The sequence below is a fragment of the Mesobacillus selenatarsenatis SF-1 genome (genome assembly GCF_000813125.1).
GTDB lineage: Bacteria > Bacillota > Bacilli > Bacillales > Cytobacillaceae > Mesobacillus > Mesobacillus selenatarsenatis.
Map to the genome: position 1 here is coordinate 1 of NZ_BASE01000028.1, position 14,774 is coordinate 14,774.

The following is a 14,774-nucleotide window of genomic DNA, read 5'->3' on the forward strand; positions in this document are numbered from 1 at the left end:
ACCAAGCCTTAAGCTGTCTAAATCCATTTAGACACTTCCTTATTTCCTCACTACAAATTCTTCCCCGCTCCTCAATAAATCAACCCTACTAAAATTCCTTCTATTAATTAGTTCTAAACCTAGTATCCCGTCAATATCTTAGTGATAGGAAAACTAATACTATAGAAAAAGGTGATTGAAGTGTTTGTTGTCCATTTTTATGATCAGAAAAATGAACTGCTGAATCAGTTGCTTAAGCGTGTGCCCGTAGTTGGGGAGGATCTGAGAATCAAAGGTCGCAAAGGTAAGGTTGCGAGTGTGACGGAAATCGATGAGAAAACCTACCATGTTCAAGTTGCCTTGGAAGCAAAAGCGAAACCTGGCGTAGCGGCCGACCCTGGCAAAAAGAAGAAAAGGTAATAAAAAATGGAGAACCGCGCGGAGGTTCTCCATCTCTAATTATTTGTTCAAAAAAGCCCAGGCATACTGTGCATAAAGCTCTGCTCCCGTTACCAAAGCGTCTTCATCAATATTGAATTTGCCATGATGGTGAGCCCATTCTGTATCTTTATCAGGATTACCGCTGCCGACGAGGGCAAAACTACCTGGGACCTCGTCAAGATAGAAACTGAAGTCTTCCCCACCCATCGTTGGCTTTTCATTATAGATTACATCCTCACCGAATGCCTCAGATGCGACCTGCTGAACAAGCAACGTACTTTCCTCATCATTGATGACTGCCTGTGTCCCACGTGTATATTCTACATTTGCCGCAGCTCCGTAAACTGCTGCTACACTTTCCGCATAATGTGTTAGTTGGGTCTCGATGTGGTCCCGTGTTGCCGGATCAAAGCAGCGTACTGTTCCTTCAATCACTGCATTTTCAGCAATGACATTGAAACGTGTACCTACTACCATTTTACCAACTGTGAGAACTGCGCCCTGCTGCGGATCAATCGTTCTCGACACCACAGATTGAACATTCATGACAAAGGATGATGCAACAATCGCAGTGTCGATACAATCCTGTGGAATAGCTCCATGTCCGCCTCTTCCTTTAAAAGTGACCTTGAACAAATCAGCGGAGGCAAAGGATGGTCCGGGAGTGCAGCTCACCTTATGAGTCGGCATTTGCGACCAAATGTGGATTCCAAAAACGTTATCGACTCCTTCGACTGCACCCTGTTTTACCAGAGCTTTGGCCCCTTCTGCTACCTCTTCGGCAGGCTGGAACAATAAACGGACATTTCCTGGCAGCTCATCTTTGATTTCATTCAAAGCCTTTGCCGCGACCATAAGCATTGCAGTGTGCGCATCATGGCCGCATGCATGCATTTTTCCATCTTCGTTCGAAGCGTAAGGCAGGTCCTTGTTTAGTTCCTCGACAGAAAGGGCGTCCATATCCCCTCTCAATGCGACAGTCTTGCCAGGCTTGCCGCCCTTGATTTCTGCAATGACACCGGTTGGTTCAGTTCTTCTATAAGAGACTCCTAATTGGTCCAGATATTCACAAACGAAATCTGTGGTTCTATATTCTTCCCATGAAACTTCCGGCTCGCTATGAAGCTTCCTGCGCAACACTGTTAATTCGTCTTTGTATTCCTTTATAGCTTCTTTTAATCTATCGTTAATCATCATTCCGCCTCCGTTAAGCTCTTGGCTGTTTCGTAAAAAATCCCTACCGCTCTAGCTATGTCTTCTGAATCAGACCATTCTTCCGGACAATGACTCAGTCCATTTTTGCTTGGAATGAACAGCATCCCTACATCAGTATAGTCGGATAAAACCATAGCGTCGTGTCCAGCACCGCTATTGATCGAACAATAGGGAATTTCCAACGCTTCGCTTTTCTCTTTTAAAAGAGAGCGGATACCCCGATTCAGTTCTTTTGGCTGGATATATAAAAGCTGCTCTAAGGATGTTTGAATTCTATTTTTACTATAAGAATGAACTAGAGTCTTTGTTTTCTCGATGACATTCAGGACGTTTTCTTCTTTACCAGAGCGAATATCAACCGAGAAGACTACCTGATCCGGGATGACATTGGCACCATTCGGAAAAACATTCAAGCGACCGGTGGTGATGACCGTTCCTTCCCCCGCTTCTCTAGCAAGTTCCGGCAAACGACCGATAATACTAGCCGCAGCCACCAGTGCGTCGGCCCGGCGGTCCATCGGTGTCGTTCCTGCGTGCCCTGCCTGCCCTTTTACAGTTACCTCCAGTTGAGTCAGTCCTACAATCGCCTCGACTACTCCAATAGGAATCTCTTTTTCTTCTAAAATAGGACCTTGTTCAATATGTAATTCAAGAAAAGCTTTCATGGTTTTCGGGTCTCTTTTTTTCGGAAGCGAGGGATCAAGACCAATTTCAGTCATTGCTTCAACTGTGGATACGCCGTTTTGGTCTCGCAAGTTCTGAAAATCCCCCTCACCCAGCAAGCCGACCATCCCGCGGGATCCCATTAACCCACCGCCAAACCTTGCACCTTCCTCTTCTACCAGCGCAACGACTTCCAAAGGATATCTTGGGGTTAAGTTATTTTTAGCAAATAGCCCTGCCACTTCAAGAGCGGCGACAACCCCTGCTGGACCATCATAAGAACCGCCGTGAGGAACCGAGTCAAAATGAGACCCGACCATCACGCTCGGTGCGTCCTTCAGGGTTCCCTCCAATTTGCCAAAAATATTTCCGAATCCATCTTCTCTAACCTGGAGTCCATACTCTCTCATTTTTCCTTTTAGATAATTGCGAGTCTTTAGATCTTCCTGGCTGTATGTCAGCCTTGTCGTCCCTTTACCAGGAGTCGCAGTGTACTCACTGATTTGATTAATATGATTCTCAATACTTTCCTTTAATTCTACCAATCTCATTCCCCTCTATTCTTACAAGAATCCTACAAAGATACCGGCAAGTACAACCGATACAATCGTGACGGTCACAAAGCCGCCCACAAGCATTGGTGGAAGCATATGGCTGGTCAAGGCTTCTCTTTCTTTTTCATCCTCGGTTAAAGAATTGATGACTTCATTGGTGATGATATAGTCTGCAGGGAAGCCATAAAGGGCTGTCAATGATACAGCAAAGGCCATTTCCTTGCTCACCTTTAAAATCTTGCCGACAATAAATGAGAAGACGTACATTCCTGCGATACCAAGGACAATTGCACCAAGCAAGGGAACAATGATATCAAGCAGCATTCCTGGTGTAGCCTGCTTTAACCCATCGAAAATGAATAACATCAGGACAAGAATTGCAATCCCAAATCCATTGGCCTTCTGCAGGGCCTGCTTTTCAAGGAATCCTACGCTTGTTCCGATGACACCAAATAGTAATGCAAGTACGAACGGGCTTACCGAGACGACCGGAGCCAGCAAAGTTGATGTTAGGTGTGCTAAATAAGCGACCAGTGACAGCCTGAAAAACTTAAAGAATTCTGTGTTATATTTTTCTGGCAGTTTTTTAAAAAGCTTTAATTCAACAGTTGGTGCGGCGGTTTCTACAGTTGCAGCCACTTCATTTGCTGCAAGGCTGCCCTCGCGATATTGCTTTAAAAGTCTCTTGCCTTCTTTTTTCAGTACCAGTGAGGTTAAAGGGTAACCCGCAAAACCCTGCATGACATAAATAACAATAGCGAATACCGACAGTGTTGCAAGACCTGCTTCCTTTGCGCCTTCAGACATGATCAAGGCGGAAACAACTCCACCAACTAAAGGTGGTACGGCAACAACCATTGTCTGGAATCCAAAAATGAGTGTTCCGACACTCAATAGTACAGCTACTATTCCTAAAATTCCTGATAACGCAATCACAATCGTTTTCCATTGATTTTTCAATTCCTGGATTGAAAGCAAAGTTCCCATGTTTGTAATTAACAAATACATCATCATCACAGCCACTGCCGACGGTACACCAGCAAGCGCTACGATTTCTTTCGGGAAAAACGTCCAGTACCCAATTAGGAACAATACAGCTGAGACGAACATGGACGGAATCCATGCCTTCGTCCTAACAGCAACTAAATCACCAACAAATAAAATGAATACAACAATAACCAAAGCTAACATCTGTGACATCATGAATCCCCCCAGTTTCTTTTTTACTTAAACGCTTCGCTTTGCGAAAGAAAAAAGTATTAGGTACGATAATAATATAGATATAATATTCAGTCAATTATAAATTTTATAATTTTCAAAAGAAAACGTTTTCTTATCTTTTTTGATTCTTAGTACCTATTTTTAAGTAAATAAAAAGGCGAACCACTATAAAAGCGGCTCGCCAGTTGAATTTATATTTTTAGTCAGGATTTTTTGTTTTCAGGGAAACTGCCAGTGGCTTTTTATCCAAACAGTATTCCAATAGAACGATCTTGCCTTCAAGTTCAAGGTGCTTAGCCAGGGCGATCACTTCTTCCCCTTCTTCAGTTGAGGACACAGACGAAATTCTTAAGTTCCCATCACTATTCTGGATTTGATTAAATAGCTCTTCTTTTGACATATTCACTTTCGTCTTCATATTTATCACCCCTTCTTAGGAATTACCTTTCTTTACCCAGGGATGATAGAGCTAAATCTAGGAAATAAAATCCATTTAAGGGTAAATCAACCTTTCACCCAGGTTATTGGTTACCGAAAATTTTTGTTTCGCCATTTTTAGGGCACCAATACAGCCTATTGGTTGCCTATAATTTTAGTTTTTGGCTCTTTTAGGTCACCAATACCCCTTATTGGGTACCTATAATTCTAGTTTCAGCGCTTTTAGGGCACCAATGATGCTTATTGGTTACCTATAATTCTAGTTTCAGCCTTCTTAGTTCACCAATGACGCTTATTGGTTACCCATAACTCTAGTTTGGGTCCTTTTTGGGCTCCAATACCGCCTATTGGTTACTATAAAAGACAATTTCACCGTTATAAGGGCACCAATACTGCTTAACAGTTACAAATCATCAAGACATTTCCGTCTGGATCCTTGAAGTTGAAGAAGGCAAAATCGCCAATTCGCTCAATTTCTTTGGTGATTGTAATTCCATTTGACTTCACAAAGCTATAGGCTTCATCAACATCATCTACTAGAAGATTAAACAAAACATGGTTTGAAGGCTCAAAATTAAAGCCGGGGTCGAAGGTGTGATCGTCTAGGGTTAATCCTGTCTCAGATGTAACCGGGATGTTATGGACTGGTGATTCTACCTTTTCGGCATCAAATGGGATCCCCAGCAGGTTATAGTACCATTCTGCAGATTTTTTCAAATTGCTCACGTGGATAAAAACATTGTTTACTTTATTATAAAGTGGTGAATTCAAAGTTTCTCCTCCTAAAATGTTAGTACTCTAATGGATTATCTCCATACTTTTCCCATAAGGTAGGGAACTTCTTCTTCAAACCATCTACGTCTTCCTCATCCCAGTCGAATTCAATATCAGGAGGAATCGTTTCGTCTCCAGTCAGTTTTACATATAAATCAAAGTATTCGTCGTAGTTCAACCCTGTCTTCTCTTCATAAGCAATACTTGCTGCACTCAACAAGTCCTCGAGCTGGGGGACATCCTCTTCATCCTCCAGGACTTTTAAATGAGGAATAATCTTCTCGGGGTCATTGATGACTTCATCGTATATTTCCTTTCCCTGAAAAAGCAGCCAGGCCCTAAAATAATCAAAAGAATCATCCGAGGCTCCCCCCATGATGATATAGGCCGCTGCCCAAAGGTCGGAAGTGTATGACTTGAGATAATTCTGATTGAAAAAGTAATCGAAGATAACAATATCTTTGACGGGTTTCTTCGATAAATGGCTAACCATCCACTCGATTTGTTCCTCAGTGTCTTCTCCTTTTTGCTTGGCAGTCTTAAGCATCTCCCAAAATACGATTTCGGTCATTGAGCCTTCTTTCATTACCTGATCGACAGCATTGGCAGGTGTGTATCCCTTTTTCATTTTCGATTTAATCAGTTTATCTGCATCCTTTTGGCAGGCTTCTTCAGAATCAAAACTTTTCACTTTCACCGCGCCTACTGTTCCAATTTTGCCATAGGTAATACTATAACTCTTTCCGGACACATTAATTTTCCAGAATTTATTAGATGAACCATCTTTATAAATAAGCGTTGTCTCCATCCTTCACACTCCTGTTGTCTTATTTCCGTTTAGGATGTTTCCTGTCCAGATTGTCATCCTTGTCCAAATCAGCATCTTTTATTACAGAAAATTCATATTTGTTGTAACTGAATTTTTCTCTTTTAAATAAACGCTCTATTTCCTTTTTAAGTTCATCCAAAATCGGAAACTTCGTTGCATATCCAAGGCTCTCCACAACATTCTTGTAATACCACTCCTGTTGCTTTATTCCGCGATTGAACCTGCTCCATACTACCTCGCCTGATTGTTCGACGTCCTTGCGAATTGACCTGACATTATGCAATTTGTCTGCACAAGCTACCACGCGGATTTCTTCTGATGCAATCTTCAAAAACTCGATTGTATGCTCCTTGCGTTCTTCCCAGGAAAGAGATTTGTCTGGCTCTGAACAGCCTTCAACGATCATTGCAATTTCCTTTCCAAACTCCCGCTCGATATCTTCCATTGTTAAGTCGGTATCTTCAACCGTGTCGTGCAAAATTCCGGCTGCAATCATTTCTTCGCGGTATCCCGCTTTTTGTAAAATCATTCCCACTGCGGCTGGGTGGGCAATATACGGGATTTTCGTATTTTTACGATATTGTCCTTCATGTGCCATTGAAGCAATTTGCAATGCTTTCTCAATTAAATCCATTCAATCTGCCTCCAGTTTTTCAGATACTTAATTACTTCTTTAATGGATCAGTAAATCCTTCCTTACGAAAAAGGCAAACCTGATTATTTTTCCCAAAATATTCTGCTATATTTAGTATATAAACCTTTTGGAGGCTGACATGGAAAAACTGACAGACCACTTAATCGTCATTTCCTTTGACTGTCTTTCTGAGCATGATGTTCCATTGCTCAGGGAGCTGCCAAATTTTAAGGCTTTTATAGAAAATAGTTCTTTCTGTACACAGGTGGAAACGATCTATCCTTCTGTTACATACCCTTGCCATGCGACAATCGTGACCGGCAATTTTCCTAATCGGCACGGTATTGTCAACAATACATTTATCCAACCTGGCAAAACTTCACCAGACTGGTACTGGCACCGCCGGCATATCAAAGGGACAACCCTTTATGATGAGGCTAAAAAGGCTGGCATGAAAACTGCCGCATTATTATGGCCAGTCACGGCAAAAGCCGATATCGATTACAACTTGCCTGAAATTTTTGCGAACAGGCCCTGGCATCACCAGATTCCTGTTTCGCTTTCCAACGGGAGTCCTCGATACCAGCTTGAAATGAACTCGAAATTCGGACATATCAGAAACGGATTGAGCCAGCCCGAACTCGATGACTTCGTTCTTGAATCAACAGTGGAAACCATCAGAACGAGGAAGCCTGATTTAATGTTAATCCATTTTGTCGATCTCGACTCCCAGCGCCACATGCACGGTTTTTCATCAGATGAAGCATTGGCCGCCCTTCATCGGCATGACAAAAGACTCGGAAGAATCATGGAAGCACTCAAAGAAGCTGGCATTGCTGAGAACACAACTGTAGCCATTCTTGGTGACCACAGTGCACTTGATGAGTCTAAAGTGGTGAAAATGAACGTATTATTTAAAGAACGAGGACTTATCCAAACCAATGCTTCAGGTAGAGTCACCGACTGGAAAGCCTATTGCAAGAGTTGTGACGGTTCAGCCTATATCTATGTAAAACACCAAAACGATGATGCTGCGAAGAATCAAGTCACTGCTATTTTGGCGGAGCTTTTACAAGACGAAAGCAATGGCATTGAATCAGCTATCACAGGTGCCGAAGCTAACGCAAAAGGAGCTGATGGAACAGCCTTCAGGATGCTAGAAGCTGCCAGAGGTTATTACTTTAGCGAGGCATTAGACGGTGACTACATTGAAGAAGTGACCGAACAGGATGCAATGAGGAAGAAGTACACTTTTGCCTGTCATGGATACTCCCCTGAAAAAGAAGGTTATCACACTGTTTTCTTCGCAGCTGGAAAAGGTATTCGCCCAGGAATCTCCATCAAGTCTATGCACCTTGTAGATGAAGGACCAACCTTTGCTCGCCTTCTTGGCCTAGACCTCGGCGATACAGATGGCTCCATCCTCGAAGGAATTCTGGATATTTAGGACTAGGAAAGAAGGTCTTTGAGAGACTCGAAGCGAATTATATTACCAGTTGGAAGAGATATTTTATCGGTTAAGACAGTTTTACAAGCTTGGGATAGCTTTATTTTAGGTTAAGTGAACTTTTATTACCGGTTGAGACCCTTTTATTTCCGGTTGCAGCAATTTTATTACCGGTTGGGACACTTTTATCTCCGGTTGCAGTAATTTTATCTCTGGTTGGGACACTTTTATAAACCTTAAGTAGTTATGGTTCAACTTAATAGACAAAATACAAATTTATTGGGGGCAAAAGGATGAAAGGTTTTACGAAGGAAGAGAGCAGCTGGATTCGTTATGACTGGGCCAGCTCGGCTTATTCGATTATCATTTCGACGGCTGTGTTCCCACTATTTTATAAAGCTTCTGCTACTGAGGCTGGTGTGAGCCTGTCAAATTCAACCGCCTATTTGGGTTATACGATTGCGATCGCCACCTTCATATTGGCATTGATTGGTCCCATCCTGGGGACAATTGCGGACTATCAAGGAATGAAGAAGCGATTTTTCACCATTTTCTTTACGTTAGGGATCACCTTTACAGCTGGTCTTGCCTTCGTGCCAAGCGGAAACTGGCTCATGCTGCTAGTCGTCTACACCTTAGCCGTGCTTGGTTCGACAGGTTCAAATGTTTTCTATGATGCCTTTATCGTTGATGTAACGACAGATAAACGGATGGACAGAGTATCAGCGCGCGGTTACGGGATGGGTTACATCGGGAGTACGATTCCCTTCATAATCAGTATTGCAATCATCATTTTAGCCCAGACAAAGGTTTTGCCAATTTCTATGACCCTAGCCAGTCAGACAGCTTTTATCATTACTGCCATCTGGTGGGGACTTTTCTCCATTCCCATGTTTAAAAATGTGCACCAAAAGCATTACATCGAGCGCGAACCGCAAATGGTGCTGCAAAGCTTTAGACGTTTAGGAAAAACTTTTAAGGAAATCCGAAAGTACAGGGCATTATTTTTATTCTTATTAGCTTATTTCTTTTACATTGACGGTGTTGGAACGATCATTACGATGTCTACAGCCTATGGAACCGATTTAGGCATTAGCTCTACTAACCTATTAATCATCCTTTTCGCTACCCAGGTTGTTGCCTGGCCTTTCGCAATCTTATTCGGAAAATTATCAGAGCGTTTTACCGGTAAAAAAATGCTTTATGTCGGAATTACCGTTTATATCTTTGTTTGTATCTACGCTTACTTCCTGGAAACAACGACTGACTTCTGGATCCTGGCCATGCTTGTCGCTACGTCTCAGGGCGGTATCCAAGCGTTAAGCCGATCTTATTTTGCCAAATTAGTGCCGAAAGCAAATGCGAATGAGTTTTTCGGTTTCTATAACATTTTCGGAAAGTTCGCTTCAATCATGGGTCCGCTCATGGTTGGACTGACAGCACAGCTTACTGGCAATTCGAGCATGGGAGTTTTCAGCCTCGTCATCCTATTCGTTATTGGGATGGTCATTCTCGCATTTGTTCCAGAACCAGAACAACAGCCTCAAGCGCCTGAAATTGTTTAATTATTAGCCTCTGGGGAACCGGAGGCTTTTTTTAAAAAGGAGGTCTTCTAATAATCTATGAAAAAACTCAAGTTTTCTCTAATCATAATCGGCAGCTTGCTCCTTGTTTTCATCATTGTCACCATGTTCAATGCCCTCACCTTGGAATCCCGCCAACCCTCACCAGATTACTTTAACGGCACTATCAATGAAGACCATGCGATTAATACCCTATCAAAGGCGATTCAATTTAATACTATTTCCTACCAGGACCGAAGCAAAATGGACCTAATTGAATTCGACCGTTTTATTACCTTTTTAAAAGAAAGCTTTCCTATCGTACATGAAGATCTTGAGCTTGAAAAAGTAAATAGCCATGCACTCGTATATAAATGGAAAGGAACAGACTCTACGAAGCTTCCAATTGGATTGACAAGCCACTACGATGTGGTTCCCGTCCTTGAAGGCACGGAGGAAAATTGGGAGCACGACCCTTTCAGCGGGACCATCGCAGACGGAAAGATTTGGGGACGTGGTACACTGGATGACAAAATCGGTGTAGTTGGAATACTTGAAGCTGCAGAACACCTGCTCAAAGAAGGTTATCAGCCTTCCCGCGATATCTACTTGATGTTTGGACATGATGAAGAAATCGGCGGTGATGAAGGTGCTGCCTCTATTGTGAGTACTCTTAAAGAAAGAGGAATCAAGTTTGACTTCGTTTTAGATGAAGGCGGGGCCATCGTCGAGAACATGGTTCCAGGTGTCGATCAACCTGTGGGCGTTGTCGGTGTTTCTGAAAAAGGGTCTGCGACTGCAGAGCTGTCTATCGAAGGAAGCGGTGGCCATTCATCGCAGCCAAAAGACCGGACGAACATCGGCAGAATTGCAAGCGCGATTGCCAAGCTAGAAGAAACCCAGTTCCCCGCCGACCTGAAAGGACCTGGTGAGGATCTATTTGAGTTTGTCGCTCCTGAAATGAGCTTTGCCATGAAATATGTCTTTGCCAACAAGTTTATTTTCGAGCCGGTTATCGAAAGAATCCTGCTTGAGCAGCCTGCATCATCTGCGCTGATCAGGACAACGATCGCACCAACGATCTTCCATGCCGGCGAGCAGTATAACGCCCTTCCTGAAAAAGCTTCAGCAATTATCAATCTGCGCCTCATGCCTGGTGATTCATTGGAAGAAGTGAAGGATTATATCAAAAAAACGATCGATGACGAGGATATCAAAGTAACTCTCAAAGGCTCTGAAGCTTCTGGTGTTTCTGACGTCGATAGCTGGCATTTCAAAACAATACAGCAAAGCGCAAAAAATGTCTATGATGAAGCAGTCATCGCACCCTATCTGATGTTCGCCGGGTCTGATGCAAAGCATTACGACAGCATCGCCGAAAACACGTACAGGTTCCTCCCTGTTCAGTTGACATCAGAAGACCTGAATCGCATGCATGGAACAAACGAGCATGTTAGTATTGATAACTACCTGAACGCGATTGGTTTTTATATGGAAGTCATTAGGGAAGCGGATAAGGAAACAATGAAGTAGGATTTATAGGGGTCGGGTTGAGTGTTATTTCACTTAAGTAACGCTCGCCCAAATCAAACCAGCTTTTTTTACCTGAACCATGGCTGAACTCTCTTTCCAGTTATTTAAAATGAGGTGAAATGGATGAAACTTTATTGGCTATCTATTATGTTTCTACTCTTTATCTGGCTCACCGTATCCTCCATTTACTCAGACCCAGTATGGTGGTCAATCTTCACGGCAAATCGTTCTACCCATACCCCTTTAATTGAGCAGTTTTCTTTAGTCAAAGTAACCCTTGTTTTACTTGTTTCAATCGCCATATGGTTTATGTTAAAAAATCGACAGTCAGAATAAACTTTACTGAGGGATCGCAAGTGAATATCAAAACGTTATACTTGCCTTTTTAAAGATTTAAATTTATCACGATGTTCCCCTCTCTACTGTCATGCTTTCCATCCGAATTTTTCATCTCTTTTCTAAAAAAGTAGCGAAATTTGTCGATATGACAAAGTAGAGATTTTTAGTTTTGTTGCGAAAGGAATACTTTAAATGAAAATCAACCTTCGAGCTTATATGGCTCTATTTTTTGGCGTTATTATCATTGCGCTAACGATGCTGTTGAGTATAACGATCAGCAAGCATTCAAGTGAAACGATCAAAAGAGAGATTGGTAACAGCCTGTCTTCTACTGCCTATCATATGGCAGATAAACTAGACTCGTTTATGTGGTCAAGAATCGGGGAAGTTGAGGTCCTAAGTCAAATAGAGGATATTAAATCCCATGAGGATCTGCAGTCAGCTCAGCTATTGCTGGACCAGTTAAAGTCCAGTATTCCCGTTTTTTCTTGGATTGGCCTGACAGATTCAGCGGGAACTGTGGTCGCAGCATCAGACAAAATTCTGGTAGGCTCTGATATTTCACAGCGCCCTGTTTATCAGGAAGGTAAAAAAGGAACTTTCATTGGCGATGTCCATAACGCGGTTCTTCTTGCAAACCTGCTTCCGAATCCAACTGGAGAGCCGATGCAATTTGTCGATATCAGCAAAGCGTTAACAGATGAAAACGGAAATTTCACTGGTGTTCTGGCTGCGCATCTCAGCTGGGAATGGTCGCGGCAAGTACAGGATGAAATTGTGGAACCCTTAAAGGATGAATTAAGTGGTGCAGAAGTTTTTGTGGTGAGTGGTTTGGACAGTACGGTCCTCCTTGGACCAGATGGTATGACTGGGAATTTCCTTGATGTTGATAGTGTTCATAAGGCGAGGAAGGGTGCGAATAGCTGGCTCGTGGAAGAGTGGCCGGACGGAAAAAATTATTTGACTGGATTTGCAGTCGGTGATGGCCATGATGATTATTCTGGCCTCGGATGGACGGTCATTGTTCGAATCCCTGAAGAGAACGCTTTTGCCCCTGTCGAACAATTAAAGTCTTTTATAATCAAACTTGGCACAATAACTGCTGTAGTCTTTGCTATTATTGGCTGGTTTCTTGCCGGTTTCATAACCAATCCTTTACAAAGAATATCTAGAGCTGCTCATAGTTTAAGAATCGGCAAAGAAAGTACTATTCCTTTAATAAAAGGAATCAAGGATCTTGAACTCCTATCCAGTTCTTTAAGGGACTTAGTTGATACATTGGTACGTACTGAATCCAATTTAGGCAAAATGGAAAACCTGGCCCATCATGATATCTTGACCGGTCTTGGAAACCGTGTCGCGCTTGATCAATTTTTAAAACATGCCAAAACTTCAGGGAATTCATTGTCCTTTTTATATTTGGATTTGGATGGATTTAAAATAATCAACGATACGTATGGGCATCAAACAGGAGACCTGCTGCTAAAGGAAGTGGCTCGCAGGCTGAACGAAAATACACGGAAAGAAGATCCTATCTTCAGGCTTGGTGGTGACGAATTCCTTGTGGTCGTGAGTAGTCCGACTGAATCAAAGAAACACGTGCTTAGCGCAATAGCGAACAAGCTGATTACGAACATAAACAACCCTTATGAAATAGCTGGATCAAAGCTTCATGTCGGATGCAGTGTTGGTGGTGCAGTATGGCCCGATCATGATATCGACCCTTTTACCGTCATTAGTTACGCTGATGAGGCACTCTATGCTTCAAAACGAGCCGGTAAAAATAAATTCAGCTTCCATACGAATAAGCACCAAAAACAAATGCCAGGAGCGTAATCTCCTGGCAATTTGTTTGCTCAAAGCAATTTCATCTCCCTTTACCTAAACTAATAAGGGCACTTATTTTTGCGGAATATTCGATTTAAGGAATTTCACCAATTCATCATAATCATAAGTTTTCAGTGCGATCCCCTTATTATCCAGGACTACATATGCAGGTTCTTTTTCAATCCCGGCAGTCGAGAAAGACTCCTGAGCTGCTTCCAGCGACTTTGGATGATAAATCGTATGAATTTTTGTTTCATCAATGCCTTCTTTTGCGAGCTTGCTTCCATCAACTTCTTCATCACCTACGACATACAGGCCATAGATGCCTTCTTGATCAGAAACCAACCCTTTCAATTGTTGTTCTTCTTCACTACAGCCTGATAAAAAAGCGATTAGTATAATTGCCATAACCAGTAGTTTCTTTATCATCACTACGCACCTCCGGAAGAATAGTGGTTAATACAATTACGTATGAGAATTCTAAAGGGTTTCAAATAAACGGATAATCATTCATTTTTTTACACATCTTCTCCCTTTCTCTCTAAAAACCTCTCTAGCCATTCATAATCCACCGGTCCATTGGTAATTTCAAATTGGTACATATCGAATAACAAAACTTCTCTTTCGATTAAGGAAGGCATCGTGACCCTGTTGTCTTCATATTCCATTTGGAATTGGAATTGTTCATCTGGATATTCAGAAACAAAATCGCGATCTCCGATTTTTTTCACTTTATATTGATTTAGGAAACTAATCAGCTCCTGAATTGATTGATCATCAGTTAATTGCCGATTATAAGTTGCCCTTTCATCCATTTTCGGGAGCTGATTGTAATAGATTTTTTCAATTTTACTTGTATCTAGTAAATCCGCTAAATTTTTTTCACGATAATCGATCCATCTGGTAACACCATATATAAGTAAAATAAAAATTACGATGGATAATATATAGAAATTTTTCTTGTTCAAACCCTCTCACCTTCCTTATATGACAAAACTCTCCCTAAAACGAATCCATAAATCCAGTGCCCGGCCATCCAAAATAAAAAAGCATATGCACTTGTGATTGACGGTGTCCGTTCTGAGAGAAGCGTTGTTGGAAATAGCAGCAAACCAACGATTAAGCTCACTCTAATTACAAAACGATGTATTGTTTCTTTCTGGAAGTCCTTTCTGGTTATGTAAAAGTTCACACCAAAAGCAAGCATTATGGATATTACCATATGCAAACCAAACTCAACTGTTTCATGCAGATTAATGGTTTTAAGGATTGGTATGTAATCAACATTTAGCAATAAGGTGTACACTTTAAGGCTTGT

Annotated in this window: 14 protein-coding genes; 5 read left to right on the top strand and 9 right to left on the bottom strand. The window is 42.0% G+C overall.

The genetic code is table 11. The features are described 5' to 3' along the window. The first annotated feature begins 180 nt into the window (after positions 1 to 180). The gene (locus TY49_RS06235) at positions 181 to 399 is read left to right on the top strand and encodes a hypothetical protein (protein ID WP_041965049.1); all 219 of its coding nucleotides are present in this window, start codon (positions 181 to 183) and stop codon (positions 397 to 399) included. Between the two features lie 39 nt (positions 400 to 438). Here the strand turns inward: TY49_RS06235 and TY49_RS06240 are convergent, their stop codons facing one another. The 7 genes from TY49_RS06240 to TY49_RS06270 all read right to left on the bottom strand — a co-directional run bounded on the left by TY49_RS06240 (position 439) and on the right by TY49_RS06270 (position 6,748). Then, entirely contained in the window at positions 439 to 1,614 is a 1,176-nt protein-coding gene (locus TY49_RS06240; RefSeq protein WP_041965050.1) for a M20 family metallopeptidase, read from the bottom strand. Then, entirely contained in the window at positions 1,614 to 2,849 is a 1,236-nt protein-coding gene (locus TY49_RS06245) for a Zn-dependent hydrolase (protein ID WP_041965051.1), read from the bottom strand. The genes TY49_RS06240 and TY49_RS06245 overlap by 1 nt, the downstream gene beginning before the upstream one ends. A 12-nt stretch (positions 2,850 to 2,861) precedes the next feature. Continuing rightward, the gene (locus TY49_RS06250; protein WP_041965052.1) at positions 2,862 to 4,052 is read right to left on the bottom strand and encodes a hypothetical protein; all 1,191 of its coding nucleotides are present in this window, start codon (positions 4,050 to 4,052) and stop codon (positions 2,862 to 2,864) included. Between the two features lie 220 nt (positions 4,053 to 4,272). Then, positions 4,273 to 4,491 (bottom strand): hypothetical protein, encoded by a 219-nt coding sequence (locus tag TY49_RS06255; protein ID WP_041965053.1) that lies wholly within the window; start codon positions 4,489 to 4,491, stop codon positions 4,273 to 4,275. Between the two features lie 416 nt (positions 4,492 to 4,907). Further along, entirely contained in the window at positions 4,908 to 5,282 is a 375-nt protein-coding gene (locus TY49_RS06260; protein WP_041965054.1) for a VOC family protein, read from the bottom strand. A gap of 19 nt (positions 5,283 to 5,301) precedes the next feature. Next, the gene (locus tag TY49_RS06265) at positions 5,302 to 6,093 is read right to left on the bottom strand and encodes a DUF4240 domain-containing protein (RefSeq protein ID WP_041965055.1); all 792 of its coding nucleotides are present in this window, start codon (positions 6,091 to 6,093) and stop codon (positions 5,302 to 5,304) included. A gap of 19 nt (positions 6,094 to 6,112) precedes the next feature. Continuing rightward, a complete protein-coding gene (locus TY49_RS06270) occupies positions 6,113 to 6,748 on the bottom strand; it encodes an HD domain-containing protein (protein ID WP_084135398.1) in 636 nt (211 codons plus the stop codon). Positions 6,749 to 6,887: 139 nt separating this feature from the next. Here TY49_RS06270 and TY49_RS06275 point away from each other — a divergent pair, with 139 nt between their 5' ends. The 4 genes from TY49_RS06275 (at position 6,888) to TY49_RS06290 (ending at position 13,465) form a co-directional block, all read left to right on the top strand. Next, entirely contained in the window at positions 6,888 to 8,195 is a 1,308-nt protein-coding gene (locus TY49_RS06275; RefSeq protein WP_041965056.1) for an alkaline phosphatase family protein, read from the top strand. Positions 8,196 to 8,488: 293 nt separating this feature from the next. Continuing rightward, positions 8,489 to 9,760, top strand: a complete 1,272-nt coding sequence (locus tag TY49_RS06280) for an MFS transporter (protein WP_041965057.1) — start codon at positions 8,489 to 8,491, stop codon at positions 9,758 to 9,760. Between the two features lie 57 nt (positions 9,761 to 9,817). Continuing rightward, positions 9,818 to 11,290, top strand: a complete 1,473-nt coding sequence (locus tag TY49_RS06285; protein ID WP_041965058.1) for a M20 family peptidase — start codon at positions 9,818 to 9,820, stop codon at positions 11,288 to 11,290. 531 nt (positions 11,291 to 11,821) lie between these two features. Further along, positions 11,822 to 13,465: a diguanylate cyclase domain-containing protein gene (locus tag TY49_RS06290; RefSeq protein WP_041965059.1), complete on the top strand. Its 1,644-nt coding sequence runs from the start codon at positions 11,822 to 11,824 to the stop codon at positions 13,463 to 13,465. Positions 13,466 to 13,528: 63 nt separating this feature from the next. On the opposite strand, the gene TY49_RS06295 is transcribed toward TY49_RS06290, so the two are convergent. Together TY49_RS06295 and TY49_RS06300 are read right to left on the bottom strand one after the other, a co-directional pair. Beyond that, complete coding sequence (locus TY49_RS06295) at positions 13,529 to 13,885, bottom strand: hypothetical protein (RefSeq protein WP_041965060.1); 357 nt, start codon at positions 13,883 to 13,885, stop codon at positions 13,529 to 13,531. A gap of 89 nt (positions 13,886 to 13,974) precedes the next feature. Continuing rightward, positions 13,975 to 14,424 carry a hypothetical protein gene (locus tag TY49_RS06300; protein ID WP_041965061.1) on the bottom strand — a complete coding sequence of 150 codons (450 nt, stop codon included), beginning with the start codon at positions 14,422 to 14,424 and terminating at the stop codon, positions 13,975 to 13,977. Positions 14,425 to 14,774: the final 350 nt, after the last annotated feature.

Excerpts from the sequence above, each read along its gene's own strand:
- TY49_RS06240 (WP_041965050.1), bottom strand. The coding sequence starts at position 1,614 with ATGATTAACGATAGATTAAAAGAAGCTATAAAGGAATACAAAGACGAA.
- TY49_RS06280 (WP_041965057.1), top strand. The coding sequence starts at position 8,489 with ATGAAAGGTTTTACGAAGGAAGAGAGCAGCTGGATTCGTTATGACTGG.
- TY49_RS06270 (WP_084135398.1), bottom strand. The coding sequence starts at position 6,748 with ATGGATTTAATTGAGAAAGCATTGCAAATTGCTTCAATGGCACATGAA.
- TY49_RS06265 (WP_041965055.1), bottom strand. The coding sequence starts at position 6,093 with ATGGAGACAACGCTTATTTATAAAGATGGTTCATCTAATAAATTCTGG.
- TY49_RS06255 (WP_041965053.1), bottom strand. The coding sequence starts at position 4,491 with ATGAAGACGAAAGTGAATATGTCAAAAGAAGAGCTATTTAATCAAATC.
- TY49_RS06245 (WP_041965051.1), bottom strand. The coding sequence starts at position 2,849 with ATGAGATTGGTAGAATTAAAGGAAAGTATTGAGAATCATATTAATCAA.
- TY49_RS06290 (WP_041965059.1), top strand. The coding sequence starts at position 11,822 with ATGAAAATCAACCTTCGAGCTTATATGGCTCTATTTTTTGGCGTTATT.
- TY49_RS06275 (WP_041965056.1), top strand. The coding sequence starts at position 6,888 with ATGGAAAAACTGACAGACCACTTAATCGTCATTTCCTTTGACTGTCTT.
- TY49_RS06285 (WP_041965058.1), top strand. The coding sequence starts at position 9,818 with ATGAAAAAACTCAAGTTTTCTCTAATCATAATCGGCAGCTTGCTCCTT.
- TY49_RS06295 (WP_041965060.1), bottom strand. The coding sequence starts at position 13,885 with ATGATAAAGAAACTACTGGTTATGGCAATTATACTAATCGCTTTTTTA.
- TY49_RS06250 (WP_041965052.1), bottom strand. The coding sequence starts at position 4,052 with ATGTCACAGATGTTAGCTTTGGTTATTGTTGTATTCATTTTATTTGTT.